This window comes from Alistipes sp. (assembly GCF_020026455.1).
GTDB lineage: Bacteria > Bacteroidota > Bacteroidia > Bacteroidales > Rikenellaceae > Alistipes.
In genome coordinates this window covers 127,313-144,056 of sequence record NZ_JAHHQJ010000004.1, presented here as the reverse complement: position 1 = coordinate 144,056, position 16,744 = coordinate 127,313, and the positions used below count along the sequence as shown (strand labels likewise).

General features: G+C 58.1%; 8 protein-coding genes. 6 read left to right on the top strand and 2 right to left on the bottom strand.

From position 1 onward, the window contains the following. Nucleotides 1-78 precede the first annotated feature (78 nt). The 3 genes from QZ460_RS03675 to QZ460_RS03665 all read left to right on the top strand — a co-directional run bounded on the left by QZ460_RS03675 (nucleotide 79) and on the right by QZ460_RS03665 (nucleotide 4,647). Nucleotides 79-399 (top strand): hypothetical protein, encoded by a 321-nt coding sequence (locus QZ460_RS03675; RefSeq protein WP_290540244.1) that lies wholly within the window; start codon nucleotides 79-81, stop codon nucleotides 397-399. Nucleotides 400-640: 241 nt separating this feature from the next. After that, nucleotides 641-2,353: an energy transducer TonB gene (locus QZ460_RS03670; RefSeq protein ID WP_290540243.1), complete on the top strand. Its 1,713-nt coding sequence runs from the start codon at nucleotides 641-643 to the stop codon at nucleotides 2,351-2,353. A gap of 29 nt (nucleotides 2,354-2,382) precedes the next feature. Continuing rightward, entirely contained in the window at nucleotides 2,383-4,647 is a 2,265-nt protein-coding gene (locus QZ460_RS03665; RefSeq protein ID WP_290540242.1) for an energy transducer TonB, read from the top strand. A 208-nt stretch (nucleotides 4,648-4,855) separates the two neighbouring features. Here QZ460_RS03665 and QZ460_RS03660 read toward each other — a convergent pair whose 3' ends face one another. Together QZ460_RS03660 and QZ460_RS03655 are read right to left on the bottom strand one after the other, a co-directional pair. Continuing rightward, the gene (locus tag QZ460_RS03660; protein ID WP_290540241.1) at nucleotides 4,856-6,364 is read right to left on the bottom strand and encodes a cellulase family glycosylhydrolase; all 1,509 of its coding nucleotides are present in this window, start codon (nucleotides 6,362-6,364) and stop codon (nucleotides 4,856-4,858) included. 90 nt (nucleotides 6,365-6,454) lie between these two features. Further along, a complete protein-coding gene (locus QZ460_RS03655; protein WP_290540240.1) occupies nucleotides 6,455-10,369 on the bottom strand; it encodes an ATP-binding protein in 3,915 nt (1,304 codons plus the stop codon). Nucleotides 10,370-10,713: 344 nt separating this feature from the next. Here QZ460_RS03655 and QZ460_RS03650 point away from each other — a divergent pair, with 344 nt between their 5' ends. From QZ460_RS03650 to QZ460_RS03640, 3 genes are read left to right on the top strand one after another with little or no spacing between them, the layout of a single operon-like run. Next, nucleotides 10,714-13,767 (top strand): SusC/RagA family TonB-linked outer membrane protein, encoded by a 3,054-nt coding sequence (locus QZ460_RS03650; RefSeq protein WP_290540298.1) that lies wholly within the window; start codon nucleotides 10,714-10,716, stop codon nucleotides 13,765-13,767. 28 nt (nucleotides 13,768-13,795) lie between these two features. Then, nucleotides 13,796-15,466, top strand: a complete 1,671-nt coding sequence (locus QZ460_RS03645) for a SusD/RagB family nutrient-binding outer membrane lipoprotein (RefSeq protein ID WP_290540239.1) — start codon at nucleotides 13,796-13,798, stop codon at nucleotides 15,464-15,466. A gap of 27 nt (nucleotides 15,467-15,493) precedes the next feature. Then, nucleotides 15,494-16,744 (top strand): hypothetical protein, encoded by a 1,251-nt coding sequence (locus QZ460_RS03640; RefSeq protein ID WP_290540238.1) that lies wholly within the window; start codon nucleotides 15,494-15,496, stop codon nucleotides 16,742-16,744.

Genomic DNA, 16,744 nt, shown 5'->3' with positions numbered 1-16,744 from the left:
AACTTTCAGCATTCAGAACGCGAGTAAGACGATTCGCTAACGAAAGAATAAAGTTTAACCATTTTAAATTTTAAAGTTATGAAAAAGACGATTGTAATGATGGCGACACTGATGCTGACGGCCGGAGGAATGGTTTATGCCCAGCAACCCGAAAAGGAGGATACGCCCCAGACGGAGAACCCCACTGCTCCCGAGCAGAAGCCGGATCCCACCGCCCCCGAACAGGAGCCTGCTACCCCCGAACAGGAGCCGACCGCTCCGGAAGAGACGCCCGATCCCATGAAGCCGGAACAGCTTCCCGCCGAACCGGAGTCGGAACCCGCTGAGGAAAAATCGGAGCCGATGATGGTGGAGAAGGGTGCAAGCCTCGAGAATCTGTTGGGTGAGGTTGTTCGGTAATCTTACGCCCGAAATCATTTAGTTCAACAATTGTTTGCCTGGTCCCCTGCTTCGGCGGGGGATTTTTTTGTGAACGGACGCCGGCGCGGCCCGGGAAAAGGGCTTCATGCGTATGGCGAAGGGCTTTTAGGGGCGCCCGAATCTTCGGAAATCGATTTTTTTTTATTACTTTTACAAAATCAGTGTCAATTCGATCTCAGCGACGGATTGACAAGGACTGGGACAAGATTCTGAGCACACTATGAAGAAGAGATTGACCGCCGCCGCTTTGGTCTGTATCCTGTCGGCGGGATGGGCCCAAAACGACCACAGGATGACAGCCGGAGGGAACCCGATTTTGGATTCCCTCTGCCGGGAAGAGCCGGATGTCGTGGCGACAAAGGAGCTGGAGGAGGTTGCAACGGTCGGGGCGGCGGCCGGACCGAAGATCCTCTTCCCGCGCCCCGGAGCCAAAACCGGCGTGCTGGATCCGATCGTATTCGGCTTGTGCTATACGACGGCTTACGAAATGCTCGTCCACGACTCTGTCCCGGCGAAAACCTACCGGGAAAAGTATGCCCGCTATCTTCACGATGGCTATGATTTTGGCACGAGGCATTGGAAGGAGCTGGTCCTAAGGGATTTTTCGTCTCTGAGGCTGCGGCTGCGGAAGCTGGAAGAGCACACTGCCGGTCTGGAAGGCAGCAGCTTCAAGGCCGGGGCGCTGATGGGGGCATACTCTGCGAATCCCGACCCGGAGCTGGGGACCATTGATGCGGTTATTGCGGATGTGCTGAACCTCGCCAAACGCGATACGACCTCTTCCGGCGAAGCCCTTTCCGGGGCATACGATGCGCTGTTCGACGAATGGCTCTCTTTTCTCCGGGAAGAAAAGGATCGGCGTTACGACCTTGCCAGGCACAACAGGCCCTGTTTTTGGTGGCAGGAGTATGCCGACGATGCGCTCATTCGTCCGGAGTGGATCGACTCTGCTGCGGTAAATCGTGGTGTCACCCGCTCCGAAGCGCTGGCCTCGGCTGTTGCGAAATTTGCATCTCCTGCGGTTCCGGAGGCTATCCGCAACCTGAAGGCGGGGGAAAGGCTCACCCCCGACGAACGAAATGCCCTGTTGGCTCCCAACGAGCAGATTTCGTATGCGGCGGGTGTCGTCCAGGCCGAATGGATCATGGACTATAAATGGTTTGTGGAGAGGGACCATAGGGCCGAATTCGATGCCGTGTTCCTCGCCCCGGAGCGCCGCCCCGCCGTCATCGCCGCCTTTGAGGAGGGCTTGAGGGCTTCAGTGGCAATCATGGAAGACTTCCGGACGGCAATCGAAGGCCAGGATCCCGACCGGATCGGTCTGATGCACCAGGCGATGAAGACAGCCTGGAGCTGGGCATACCGCCGAAATCGGGCCCTCGGCTACGCCTTCATGTCCGGGATGGATGCCGTTGACATCTACCGGGCCGGTGCGGCATGGGACATCCCGGGGAAGCAGATTGCCGGCGGTTTGGAACTTGACGTCGACAAGACGATTGAAGGTTTCGGCGACTATTTGGACGGGCGCTTGAACATGGGCGTGGAGTATGCCCATACGCTGACCCGGGGGCGCAATGCCGTGGACTGGCACCTCTACGAAACGGATACGGAGGATGTGGTCCTGTCGGAAAACGACTTCCAGCCGGCCCGACCGATTTATACGCCGACCGGGGTGCCGGGCGAATGGGAGGCCCTTCTGCCGCTGCTGATTGAAACCCCGCAGGAGATTGCCGGAAAGGGGATTTCGGGGCGGGTCGTGGCGCTTGTGGTCATTGAGGCCGACGGCGCGGTGCGTAAGGTCGAAATTGAGAGTTCGCCGCATCCGGTTTTGGGTGAAACCGTGGCGAACTGCATCTGTCGCATGAAGTTTACGCCGGCGATGTATCGCGGAGAACGGGTTGCCTCCGTGGCGCGTGTCCCTGTGCTGTTTTGATGATTGAAAACAAATCAATACCTTTTGCCATGAAAAGATTATCAACCGCCTGCCTGTTTGTGTGTCTGACACTTGGAGCCTGGGCGCAAAACAAGACGAAAATGACTGAAGACGAGAAAAAAGAGGCTTTGGAACAGCTTGAGCTGTTGTATCGCTATGAGACCGGGCTCGTGTTCGACGGACTCGATTTATCGGCCGACAGGGCGGAGCTCAGACAGGAGGTGCTCCCATGGGATGAATGGACGGACAAATACGGGAACAGGGGCTTCGACAAGAATTTGTCCAGACTGTTTGCCTGTTTCGAGCATGCGTCCCTCGAACCGAAAGAGGATGCGCCTGGTTATTGTTGCCTTATGCTGCGCGGAAAGAAAGAAGGATCCGGCTCTTTTGGCGGCTGGAAAGGATCCGGGCTGTGGGAAAAATGGTACCACAAGAACGAAAACGGCAACTTCACGGGATTTCGTAAAGATCTGTTCTTCGGACTGGAGACCGATTTGCAGCTCCATTTGACCGACCGGCAGGGCCAACCGGTCTATCTTCACCCCGAGGAAGATATCTATCTGCTTGAGGGAGGCGATGATGCCGGGGCCGACGGCATGTCGGACATCTGGTTTGGCATACAGATCCCACTGACCGTGCCCTGGTCGGAGGTTGGCGGCGGAGAGATCTCCCTCTCCTTCTGCATGCCTTCGGAATACGATCGCATCACGGTTCCCATAGCCGGCTTCGGCGACGAGCCGGTGGAGGTGACGTGGGGCAGCAAGACCTTTTCCATCGAGAAGGTCGACAGCCGGGGATTTATCCTTGCGGCCGATGAACCCACTCTCGAGAAACTGAAACCGGTGGAATACTTTTATTGCAGGGACAGCGTCTGGTACAAACCCTCCTCTTCAACGGCCGCGACAGGAGATCTCGACGACCTGCTGCAGTATGGTACGGGGACGGTTGCGTTCGAAGAGTGGATGGCGCGTAAGGGCATCGACCCGGACAATCTGGAGGAGACGCTGGAGCGCTTTATGTCTGAAGACGAATCTTCGGCGGAGGATGATGCCGGAGTGCAGGAAGCCGGCCCGACGGGGAAATGCTACCGAACGGCCCTGCAGGGCGACAGCCTGTTGCTCTGGATGCCGGCCGAGCGGAGTCGGGCCGTTGCCGACATAAGGGTATTTGTCCCGTCGGAGGGCGAACAATCCCGGGTGGAAATCGACCGCAGGCTGTGCGGGGAACTTCTGGAGTGCCTGCGCACGGGAAAATCCCCGGACCGGAACCGCGACACGGGTTCGGGCCTCTCCGAGGCGGACGGTTGCGTGGCAAACGGCGCTGCGGATGCCGGTCTGCCGGCTTGCGTGGTTGCAAAGTTCGATGCCCCGAAGGTGAGAGGCGCCTCCGCGACCTTGAAAGAGGGGGCCGAGCTCTCCGCGGAGGAGTGGAATGCGTTGCTTGCCTCCGATGAGCGGATTTCATACGCTGCGGGCGTGGTGCAGGCGTCGCTGTTGGCATCGGCCGACGATGGTCTTGCGGTCGACGACGGGCAACTCCTCCGCACGGCGCTCCTCAGCCCCGAGGGGCAGGCTGATATTTTCACGGCATTCGAAGCCGGGTTGAGGAAGCACAGGGAGCTGATCGAACGCTCCATGTGTGCCCCCGAGGCTGGCGATGCAGCACCTGCCGCTCTGGAAGAAGCCTTGACCCGGGAACGGGAGGTGTCGGCCCGGGCGGGAAATATCATATACGGGATGGCTTATGTCAAAGGTCTGGACGCCCTGACCTCGTTCCGCCATGGCGCGGCCTATGATCGGCCCGATCGACGGGAGACAAGCGGCCTGAGGGTGGACATGGAACAGGTTGTGCGGGGATTCCGTGACTACATTCAGGGCCATTTGAACATGGGTGTGGCCTATGCCCGGACGTTGACGGAGAGCCGGCGGATCGTCGTTGACTGGAGTCAGTACTGGGAATTCGGACCGGAAGAGGTGGATTATTTCGATCCCGGCTTCCGGCCGGCAAAGCCGATCAATCCCCGGACCGGAATGCCGGACGAGTGGCACGTGGTCCTGGCGCAGTCGCTCAAGAAGCCGGAGGAGGCTGTCGAGCAAGGGCTTTCCGGCAGGATGACGGTGGATGTGACCATTGAGGCCGACGGTGTCGTCAGCGGCGTGAAGGTAAACGGCGATCCCCACCCGCTGTTGGCGCAGGCGGTTTGTGACTGCATCTACCGCATGACGTTTGCTCCTGCCGTGTGGAAGGAAACGCCAATCTCCTTTGTCGGCAGCATTCCCTTCATTTTCAACTGAAGGGATTCTTAAACGGATCTATGAACTTTTCCGGGATGCCTGCCCGGTGTAATTTGGGCGATACCTGTCTGTCCGGCACTGCCCGATAGCGAGTTATGGTACTGTGGCAGCCAGCGGATCCGGCCGAAACGGAAACACCCGACACCCGAAACTGCGAAGAAAACCGCACGACTGCGGTTTTCTTCTGCTTTCGGGTCAATTGTGGGTCCTATTCGGGGGCGTTGTCCCGGACGAATTCGAGCGTGTAGTTTTCGTCCTGTTCCGTGCAGGCGCGAATGATTCGGTCGACGATCTCTTTGCCGTTGTTGAGGAAGGCTCCGCTCGAGTGGTTGATCAGCCCGAAACTCTCTTTGCCAACTCCGCTGTTGCCATTGTCCCAGTAGAAGGCCGCAATCCCGTAGGTCGTGGCGGCCTTGCAGAAATATTCGATGTAGTATTTGCGGAAGCTCTCGGCCCGTGCATCGGCCCGATGTACACTGCCGCACTCTCCGAAATAGACCGGAATCCCCTTCGAAACATACTTGTCGTACAGATTGGCACACATCGTCCGGATAAAATCCTCATCACCCTGCGGCGCCTTCTTGTCGGGAGCGGCGGTATGACCCCATTCGGAGTAGCGGGCGTCAATCGCATACTCGGTCGGATCGTAGCTGTGAACCGAGATCAGCAGACGATCCTTGGCCGAATCTTCGGGCAGCACCAAATGGTCGATCGTCAGCCGCGGATTGGCACTGTAGCCTGCAACTGCCAGATAGCGCGTGGCATTCTTGCCGCCTGTGGCACGGACGGTTTTGACCGCAAGCTGGTTCCACTCGTTCAGAACGGCATACTGCCGTCCTCCGTCCTGGAGGTTGTCTCCGTTTCCCCAACCGCCGTCCTGGATCTCGTTCATCATCTCGAAGATCAGAAATTCGTCCATATCCTGGAAACGCACTGCAATTTGACGCCACAAAGCACTCAACCGGGCCTTCACCTCGTCGTTGTAGGCGGCGTCGGCTGCGGCTCTCTTGATATTCAGCCAGTAATCGGATCCGCACCCGTCGTGATGGATGTTGATGATGGCGTGCAGGCCGCACGTGCGGGCGTATCCGACCACCTGTTCCACGCGATCCAGCCATGCCTTCTCGATCTGATAGTCGGGAGCGGCGCCCGTTCGTCCCATCCAGGTGACGGGGATACGGACCGACTTGAATCCCAGCTGTTTGATTCGATTGAAAAGTTTCTGTGTCGCGGCCATGTTGCCCCAGGCTGTTTCGTCGGCCACGCCGTTTGTGTGGGCATCGAGTTGATTGCCCAGATTCCAGCCCGGGGTCAGCTTCATGGCAAATTCGCCGGCCGGAGTCGCCGGAATCGCGGGCTTCACGTGCCGGCGTTGCTGGGTGATTGTCAGCGAGAGATGCTCGTTTCCGGAGAAGAAGGTGAGGGTTGCTTCGCGTTGTGTCTCCCCGTTCTCGGAGGCCGCGAAGGTAAAGGTCGTTGCATCTCCTTGTGTCGATGTCGATTTTTCGACCAGCCAGGGCTGATCGCTCTGTGCGCTAACGGGCAGCGCTGAGGCGCATGTGATGTTCAGGTCACCGCCGGCGGCCGGCAGCGTGTGGGCGGAAACCCGACGGAGAGACAGGCCGGCAACCTCTTCTGGGGCCGCATTGGCCGAGCAGCTCCCGCACATCGGGCCCGAAAGGCACAGGAAAAGCAGTTTCAGGATAGATCTTTTCATAGGTCAGTATTTTAAGTTTCTGCCTTACAAAGATATCCCCAAAACGGGCCTCGCAGGGTTTGATTGCTTGCGCGGCAGGTTTGTTCCCTGTTATTTTGCGTGGTACTTGCTCGGAGGCACGCCGTAGTGTTTCTTGAATACGGTGCTGAAATATTTGACATTGACGAATCCGGTCTTAAGCGCCACGTCGATCACCGCCTCGCCCTGCGAAAGAAGTCGTTCGGCATGGTCGAGCCGGATCATGCGGATGAACTCCTGCGGAGTTTGCCCCACAAGCATCTTCAGTCGCTCATAGAAGAGCGTGCGGCACATGGCCATTTCGAGGCACAGGGACCTGATGTCGAATTCGGCATCGCCCAGATGCTTCTCGACGATCTCGCGGGCTTTCTTCACAAAATCGCAGTCGGCTTCGTTGGGCTGTATGTTCGCGTCTGTCTCCCCGACGATGGACGCCGCATCATCGCGGCTCAGGGCGATCCTTCCATAATACCGATGCAGCCGGTGGCGGTTGGCAATGTGCATGTGCACCTTGGCCTTGAGGACGGCTACGTCGAAGGGTTTCGTGATATAGTCGTCTGCCCCCATCTCCAGTCCTTCGATCATCGCCTTGCTGGTTGCCTTGGCCGTCAGCAGCAGTACCGGAATGCCGGCCGTCACGGGGTTGTTCTTGATCATTCGGCACATCTCGTCGCCCTGCATGCCGATCATCATCACGTCCGAGAGGATGATGCTTGGATACTCCGTTTCGAGGTATTCGAGGGCCGCAGCCGCATCGCCGCGTGATACGACCCGATATGTCGGTGAAAAAAGTTCGTAGAGGAATCGCCTGAGATCGGCATTGTCTTCGACGACCAGGATTGTATCCCGGGCAGAGGACGGTTCCGGCTCTTCGATAGGCTCTTCGACCGGAGGCTCTTCGCAGTCAACCGCACGCGAGCCCTCGCTTTGGCGCAGCGAAAGCGTAAAGGTTGATCCCTTTCCCTCTTGCGAGGTGAAGGTCACGTCTCCGCCCAGCAACCGTGCGAACCGTTTGGCCTGCAGCAGGCCCAGGCCGACCCCCGAAGCCTGCGAATTGACGGCATTGCTGGCTCTGAAAAAACTCGTGAACAACTTCTGCTGTTCATCTGCGGCAATGCCGATCCCGTTGTCGGCGACGGATATGCGCACCGTGTGATGCGACGCCGCGACGTCGAGGCGCACCCATCCGCCGGAAGGCGTGTATTTTACGGCATTGGAGAGCAGGTTGTTCAGAATCCGGGTCAACAGCCCCATGTCGGCATCGACATGCAGCCCCTCGGCCACTTCGCCAACCTGCAGCGCTATGCCTTCATGCTGGCAGAGCGGGACAAATGCGGTTGTGATCTCGTCGATCGCAAGCCGCAGTGCAATCGGCACACACTGTGGCTTCCGGTCCGGATGATCCATCCGCTCGACCTCGAAAAGCTGGGACAGCATCTCCAGCAACTTGTGCAGACTTCGACGGGCCAGTCCCAACTGATGACGGGCATTCCCGTCCAGATTGCCGTTCATATCCAGAATATCGAGCGGAGCCTGAACCAGGGTCAGGGGCGTTCGGATGTCGTGTGCGATGCTGACAAAGAAATTCATCTTCTCGTTCATGTAGCGCATCTGCAGTTTGCGGCGTTTGTAGCGCCACAGGGAGCAGGCGCCCGCGACGATGATCGCCCCATAGAGGGCCCATGCCCACCAGCGCAGCCACCAGGGAGGCCGGATGACAATCCCTACGCTTCGCTCGTCGAGTTGCGCCCCGCTGTTGATGCTGTAAGAGCGCACCCGGAAAAGGTAGCTGCCCGGAGGGAGATTCTTGTATTGGACATGCTCTTCCCGGCTCAATAGGCTCCATTCGCCGTCGAAACCCTCAAGGCAATACTGATAGGCCACATCGTCGCCGTATCGATAGCTGATACTCTCCAGATTGAAGGAAAACGAGTTGTGGCGGTGGCTCAACCTGATGGATCCGGATTCGAGCATCCGGTTCCAGACAGCCTGCAGGCTGCGGGTCTCGTCTTCGTCGATGTTGGCAATGCGGAAATCGGTCAGCCTCAGGGCATGCGGCTCATGTTTGCTGTGGACGATATCCGGATTGAAGATCAAAAGGCCCGACGTACTGCCCATGGCGATCCGGCCGTCGGAGAGCAGCAGGGCCGCCGACCGATTGAAACTGCGGCGCATCTCCGATCTGTAGTTGAGATTGTAGATCAGTCGGTTGCTGTCCGGCATCATGCACGACAGACCGTGGTCTGTCCCGATCCACAGGTTGTCGTTCCGGTCGAAGACAAGACTATATACTCGGTTCGAGGGCAGCCGGTTGTCGGTGGTCACCTGCTGGTAGCTGCATGTGGACGGATCGAGCCGGTAGAGCCCGCCCCCGTCGGTTCCGAGCCAGAGCCGATTGTCGCCCGCGGGGACCAGCGCCTGAACAAACAGGTTGACATCGTGGTCCGATATGGAGCTGGCATCGATCAGTTTCCGGGCCTCGCCGCTGTGTTTGTCCATCAAGGCTACGCCGTCGACCATGCCGGCCGCCAGGGTCGAGTCTCCCAATTCGCACAGACTCCGTGCCCATGCTACATCGGACTTCCGCCAACGTCCCGAAGGCTCCAGGACCAGAACGCTGCTGTCAAGTTGCGCCATCCACAGATTCTCGCTGTCGTCGTAGGTCAGCGCCACGACGCAGTTCGACTGCAAGGGGCTGTTGCCCGGCAGATAATGGGTCACGCTCCGTTGGTGTCTGTCGTATACATACAAACCGTTGCCGTACGTGCCGACGGCTACGAGGTTTCGTTGGCGATTGCAGGCGATTCCGATACACACCCTGCCGTCCAGGATCTGGCGCCAGGAATTGCGCTCCATGTCGTAAATGTTCACACCGTCATCCGTCCCGATCCACAGCTCGCCGGGCCGGATCTCCATGAGGGCATTCACGTTGTTGTCGGCCAGGCCTTCGATTCCGGGAACAGGCTGCTGCAGCCAAAGTACGGGATGCTCCTCCGGGGTCAGCATGGTTACACCTCCGGCATAGGTTGAGATCCAGATGTTGCCCTCGCGATCGAGACACATCGAATAGACGCCCATGGCCTTGAGCAGGCCGTTCGACCGGGTGAAGCGCGGAGTCGCCTGCCAGCTGATCGGGTCAACGGCATAGACGCCGTCGCCGTCAAAACCCACAAGCAGGGTGCGTTCGTCGAGGGCCAGCATGCTTCGAACGGGCGTATGCGGCAGTTGCCGCAGCCCCGGAGTGTCGCACAACTCCCAAGTAGCCATGTCGAAGACATGCAATCCGTTGCCGAATGTCCCGGCAAAAAGCAGCCTAGCATCAGGCAGGGTGTAAAGATGCTGGATGTATTCCCCTTCGCAAAGGTGGCGCAGGCACGATCCGTCGGGAGAGAAGACGCTGATTCCGTCGATGGAGGCCACGAACATTCCTTGGGGAAGTTCGAGGATGTCGGTCACAAACCGCTCGTCAAGAATCCGTTCCAAATGGCCGGTTCGCGGATCGAAGCGGCACAGACCGTCGTCCAGTCCGATCCATATCACCGACCGGCGGTCGATGCGGATTGCGTTGACGGTCAGTCCGTCGCCGGCGTGGTCCGCCAGCCGCAGAAAAAGATCGAATCGGTCGCTCAGCGCATCGAAGCGGTAGATGCGCCCGGCGTTGTCGTAGGCATAGATCCGCTGCTCATGATCAAAGAACAGGGAGGTGGTCCGCCCCGACGCATCCGAGAACTTCTGGTCGCTCGTCAGTTCGTAGTGTTTCATCGTCCGGCCATTCCAGCGATCCACTCCGTCGATTGTCGCAATCCATACGGCGCCCATCCTGTCGCAGCAGACCTTGTAGGCGCGCTGGCTGCTCAACCCCTCGGCCACGCCGTAAGATTTTGCCGTATAGCAGGACGCAATCTCGCCGGCGGAGTTCACCGCTGCGACAGCCGAGCATATTCCGGCCGCAATCCCTGCCAGTAAAGGAAAAAAGTATCGTTTCATAGCCATCTTCAGACAACAAATATATGAAAATATCGGTGAACAAACGCCCTCGGCACCCCGGCCGGAAGCGGGAAATGCACGGGTTCAAACCCTAATATGTACGCTGTCAAACCGTAAAAATGCTTTTTTTTGAGAATTTTGTCCTCGGAAAATCCGCAGAAGAACTGCGTGAAGATCCAAACTAACCAAAAACGTTATAATCTATGGATCAATTTTACAAGCCGGCGTTACTTGTGCTGGCCGCTTTCCTCTCCTGGACGGGAGGCGTCGGGAGCATTCAGGCAGCCACCAACGAAGCGAATGCCGCTACGCTGCAACAGAAAGCTCCCGTTGAAGTGGAAGGCATGGTCAAAGACGGCAAAGGCCCCGTTGCCGGAGCCAGTGTGATTGTCAAGAATACCACCCTCGGAACAGTCACCGATGGCGATGGTCGATTCCGGATCAATGCCGCGTCCGATGCGACGCTCATCGTCAATTTTCTCGGATACAAAACCTCGGAGATGCCCGTTAACAACCGCTCCTTCATCGAAGTGACGCTGGCCGAGGACAGCCAGATGCTCGATGAAGTCGTGGTAACGGCCCTTGGCATCAAGCGGGACCGTAAGGCCCTCGGATACGGCGTTGCCGAAGTCAAGGGCGACCTGCTCACCAAGGCCAAGGAGACCAACGTCATCAACTCGCTGGCCGGTCGCGTTCCGGGTCTGGTCATCAGCCAGACGGCCGGAGGACCTTCGGGATCCACCCGTGTCATCCTGCGCGGAAGCACCGAAATGACCGGCAACAACCAGCCGCTCTATGTTATCGACGGCGTACCCTTGGACAACTCCAGCTACGGCAGCGCCGGTACATACGGAGGGTATGATCTGGGCGACGGAATATCGAGTATCAACCCCGATGACATCGAAAGCATGTCCGTGCTGAAAGGCCCTGCCGCGTCGGCCTTGTACGGCAGCCGTGCAAGCCACGGCGTGATTCTGATCACCACCAAGAAAGCCAATGCCAAGGAGCGCTTCAGCGTCGAGTACAACGGTACTCTTACGGTCGACACCCAGTTGGCCAAATGGGACGACATCCAGGAGATTTATGGCATGGGCAGCGGCGGCAGCTACAGCTACGATGCCGTGTCGAATACCAACAAGAGTTGGGGGCCGAAGGCGGACGGCAACAACATGCTGCGCTATTTCGACGGTGTGGAGCGTCCGTATCTGATCATTCCCGACAACACTTCGGGATTCTTCCGCACGGGTCTCACAACCACGAACAGCCTCATCGTGGGCACCTCGAACAACAGGTCCGGCATGCGGTTTTCCTATACGAACATGCACAACCGGGACATCGTACCCAATACCTACATGGACCGCAACACCTTCAGCCTGCGGGCGAATACCTCCATTTCGAAGGTCGATCTCGATTTTGGGACCACATATACCCGCGAGGATGTGAAAAACCGTCCTGCCCTGGGTGACAGCAAGGCCAACATCGGCAAGAACCTCATGACGCTGGCGACTACCTACGATCAGGCGTGGCTGCGCAACTACGAGAACGAGAACGGCGAGTATGCCAACTGGAACGGCATGGATCCCTACAACGTCAACCCTTATTGGGACATCTACAAGAACCGCAACGTCTCGGCCAAGGACTCGTTCCGTCTGAACGGAAAGGCGGTCTGGAACATCGGCCGGCATCTCAAGCTGCAGGGTACGGTCGGCGCCGAACTCAACTGGTTCGAGTTCGAGGACTTCAAGGCGGCAACCACACCCGGATACGAATCCGGATACCTGCAGCGCAGCAATGCCTTCAATCGCATGTACAATGCCGAACTCCTCGCTCTGTACAACAATACGTGGGGCGATTTCGACCTCAACGCCACGCTCGGCGCCAACTTCTACAAGGTCGACAACAAAACCACCATCACCACGGCGCAGGACATGAAGGTCCGCGATGTCATCGCGCTGATGAGTTTCAACGAAATCAGTGTCGAGGAGAACAGCTACCGCAAACAGATCAACTCGGTGTTCGGGGCAGTTAATTTCGGCTGGAAGCACATGCTTTACCTCGATATGACCCTCCGTTGCGACCAGTCGTCCACGCTCCCGGTCAACAATAACACCTACGTCTATCCGTCGTTTTCGGGCAGTTTCATCTTCTCGGAACTGATCAACGCCAAGAAGGCGCTCCCGTATGCCAAGGTGCGTGTATCGTGGGCTCAGGTCGGCAGCGACACCAATCCCTATCAGCTGGGTCTGGTCTACACCAAGTCGAAGTTCGCCTATCCGGGCTATACTATCGGCCATATCAACAACAATACGGTCCCCAACAGGAACCTCAAGCCGACAAGAACCAACTCGTTCGAAGCCGGTCTGGAGCTGCGCTTCCTCAACAGCCGCATCGGCTTGGACCTGACTTACTATGCACAGGTCAGCCGCGACCAGATCATGAGCATGGCAAGCTCCGATACGTCGGGCTATCCCTATCAGCTGATCAATGCCGGAGAGATCGAGAACAAGGGTATCGAGATCGCCCTCAACACGCGGCCGGTTCAGGCGGGGGACTTCTCCTGGGATCTGAATCTGAACTTTTCGAAGAACAACAACAAGGTCCGCTCGCTGGTTGCCGGAACCGACATGTTCGAACTCGAAAAGGCCACGTGGCTCGACGTACAGGTCGCTGCCAAGGTCGGTGAAAACTACGGTTCGCTGATGGGTCCCGATTTCCTGCGCAACGATAACGGCGACATCCTCATCGATCCGAAGACCGGACTCCCCCAATATGACCGCAGCAACCATGTCCTCGGCAACGCTTCGTGGGATTGGACGGGTGGTATCGTAACGACGTTCACCTACAGGAAACTCGCCCTTTCGGCCATTTTCGATGTCAAGGTGGGAGCTGATCTCTATTCGATGTCGGCCCGTGCGGCCTACGAATCGGGCAAAAGCCCCGAAACACTCCAGGGTCGTGAAGGATGGTACGCTTCGGAACAGAAACGCCAGGAGGCCGGTATTCCCAAAGGCGACGGCTGGGTCGCAACCGGTGGATTCGTCGCTCCGGGAGTCATCGACAACGGCGATGGAACCTTCCGCCGGAACGACATCTACATCGACCCCGAGGATTACTGGTTCAGCGTTTGCCGCAATGCACCCTCGATGTTCATCTTCGACAATTCCTACGTCAAGTGCCGCGAGCTGACCCTGAGCTACCAGGTGCCTACCGACTGGTCGCGCGGAGTGCTGAAAGGTCTGACCGTTTCGCTGGTTGCCCGCAATCCATTCATCATCTGGAAGAATATCCCCAACATCGACCCCGACTCGAATTACAACAATACCACGGGCATGGGTCTGGAATACGGTTCGTTGCCGTCGCGCAGAAGCTTCGGTTTCAACATCAACGTCAAGTTCTAATTAGTGTATCGCCATCATCATGAAACACATGCAAATACATAAGATCCTGTTCTCGGTTGTCGGGCTGCTGCTCTGTGCGTCGTGCAGCAACGACTACATGGAAGATCTCAATACCGATCCGTCGAAGGCCGCAGCCATCGACCCCAATGCCCAGCTCACCACGGCCCAGTTGCAGACCTATGGCGACCTGGATCTCACCGAGACGTTCCGCAGTTACATCTACGCCTTCACGCAGCATACGATGGGCTGCTGGAACACGACCAACTACGGCGGCCGCCACATGATTTCGGATGCCGACATGAGCAAGGTCTGGGCCCAATACTATCAGATGGCCATCAAGAATCTGGTCGATGCCGAGAATGCCAGCGCCGGCAACGAGGATCAGGTCAACATCCACGCCGCCATCCGGATCTACAAGGTCTACATGATGTCGCTGCTGACCGATCTCTACGGTGACATTCCCTATTTTGAGGCCGGGCTGGGCTTCATCGGTGGCATTCCCACGCCCAGGTACGACACCCAGGAGGCGATCTACAACGACTTCTTCAAGACGCTGACCGAAGCCGCTGCTTCCGTCGGGAGCGGCCGGGATGTCGTCTCCGGCGACCTCATCTTCGGCGGAGACTGTGCCCGCTGGAAAAAATTCGCCAATTCGCTGCGTCTGCGCTTTGCCATGCGTCTGTCGAAAGTCCTTCCGGAAAAGGCCCGGGCCGAATTCGAAGCTGCCCTGCAGGACGAGGGAGGCATCATGACCTCGTCGGCCGACGATGCCCTCGTGAAGCACATGAACGTTGCCTTCAACTTCGGTTCCGAGTCCTACGGCGACTATCGGGGCAACAAACTTGCGCAGCGTTTCTTCGGAAACGACCCCGTCAACAACCCGACCTTCATCTGCTCCACGCTCTTCGACGCACTCTACGACACGAAGGATCCGCGTACGTTCATGATTGCCCGTTTCTACTACGATGGAATGATGTCCCTGACGAGTCCCGACGGGCGCATCGACCTGACGGACGAGATGATCAAGGCGAATTGGGATGTGAAGGCCGACGCCCGCAAACCGGGAGCCTATGCCTGGGAGCCCTGGCCGCGCCTGTATGAAAGTCCGCTGGCCGAACCCTACAGCCAGATCGACCCGACCTTCACCAACAACATGTCCTACGCCAGCGAACCGAAGGTGGCCACCAACTTCCTGCTGAGCGATAACCCCGGAGTGGTGATGACCTCGGCTGAGGTGAAGTTCCTGCTGGCCGAGGCCAAGCTCAACGGCTGGGCTGTCGGGGCGGAAGCAAACACCCTCTTCGAGGAGGGAGTAACGGCTGCCATCAACTTCCTGACGGACAATTACGACTGTCGGAGCGTCGCGGCCGACGAGATCCGCACCTATCTCGACGGGCTGCACTTCGCCAACGTGGACACCGACATCAAACGCAGACTGATCAACACCCAGGCCTGGATCCTGCACTTCACCAACCCCTGCGAGTGCTGGGCCAACCAGCGGCGGAGCGGTTATCCGCAACTCAAGTCTCCGGCCGAATACGGATTCAGCAACGTGCTGGTGGACAGCCAGGAGATTCCCGTCCGGCTCTGCTACCCGCGCCTGGAGTCGTCCTACAACTCCGACAACTATAACGAAGCCCTCGCACGCATGGGCGGCTCCAACAGCTGGAATACCCCCGTGTGGTGGGACGTCGACTAATCTCCATCCTTTAAACATCCGATCATTATGAAAAGCAAACAGATATTGTTCATGACCGCATTGGCCGCATCGCTGGTCTGTGCATCGTGCAAGGACGAAGAGCCGTTTTCGACCATCACCCCCGACGATCAACCCTGCATCCTTGATCCGACCTTCCCGGACCGCACGCCCGGCGGTGACCCGGCCGTCTTCCGAAGCTTCGGCCGGGATAAGAACCTCCATCTCGAACTGACGGTGACGCCCTCGGCCTATACGACCGTCTCGTGGCTGCTCGACGGCAAGACGGTGCATACCGGATTGTCTATCGACATGCCGCTCGAGGCCGGAACCTATAACCTGCGTGTCGAAGCCGCAACGACGAAGGGTAAATCCACCTCGCGCGAATGCCTGATCGACGTGACACCGCTCGAAGGAGATCCCTGGTCCGAGGAGAGCGGTTTGGAGCGTTATGTGGCTCCGAATCTGAAAGCCCGCCTCACGGGATCAAACTTCGACAAGGTCTCCGGCCTTCAGCTGGGCGATATCCCCGTCACGGAGTTCCGTTGCGATGCCGCGGCCTCCGCTGTCGAGTACACCGTGCCTTCGGGTATCGCTCCCGGACGCTACCGCATCTCGCTGCTCGACGGCGAAGGCAATCGATACGGAGCCAATACCGTCACGGTGCTCGAAGGAGCCACCGTCCTCGAAGGGGCCTCGACGGCAGCTCCCGGAGGAGTGGTCACCCTGTGCGGCATCAAACTGGACGAGGTCGCCTCGATCACGATCGGTGACCGGCAGATCGACTCCTTTACAACGCATACCGCCACGGAGCTTTCGTTCATCTGTCCGGACGAATTGGCCAGCGGCGAGGAGTATGCCATTTCGGGCCTGACCTCTGGCGGTGATGCCGTCCTGTTCGTGGCTGCGGATGGGCAACTTGCCCCCGAAATTCAGATCCTGATGACCTCGGAAGCCACCCTCTGGGAGGGCCATTTTGCCGTTGCGGACTGGTCGACCAACTTCGAGGCGGTTCGCTATCAGCTCAACGAGGTCCGTGCAGGATCGATTCTCCGAATCTATTATTCGCTCAATACTGCGGCCGACTACCATCAGATCCGTGTGGTGACGGGAGACTGGACCCGTCTGTTGGGTACATCCGATGCCGATGATTTCAAACCGACCGAAGACGGGCTGATCGAAATGGAGATGACGCAGGAGCGCATCAACCTGATCAAGGATCATGCAGGTTTTCAGTGTGTGGGACACGGCTATTTCGTAGACAAAATCACACTCGAATAA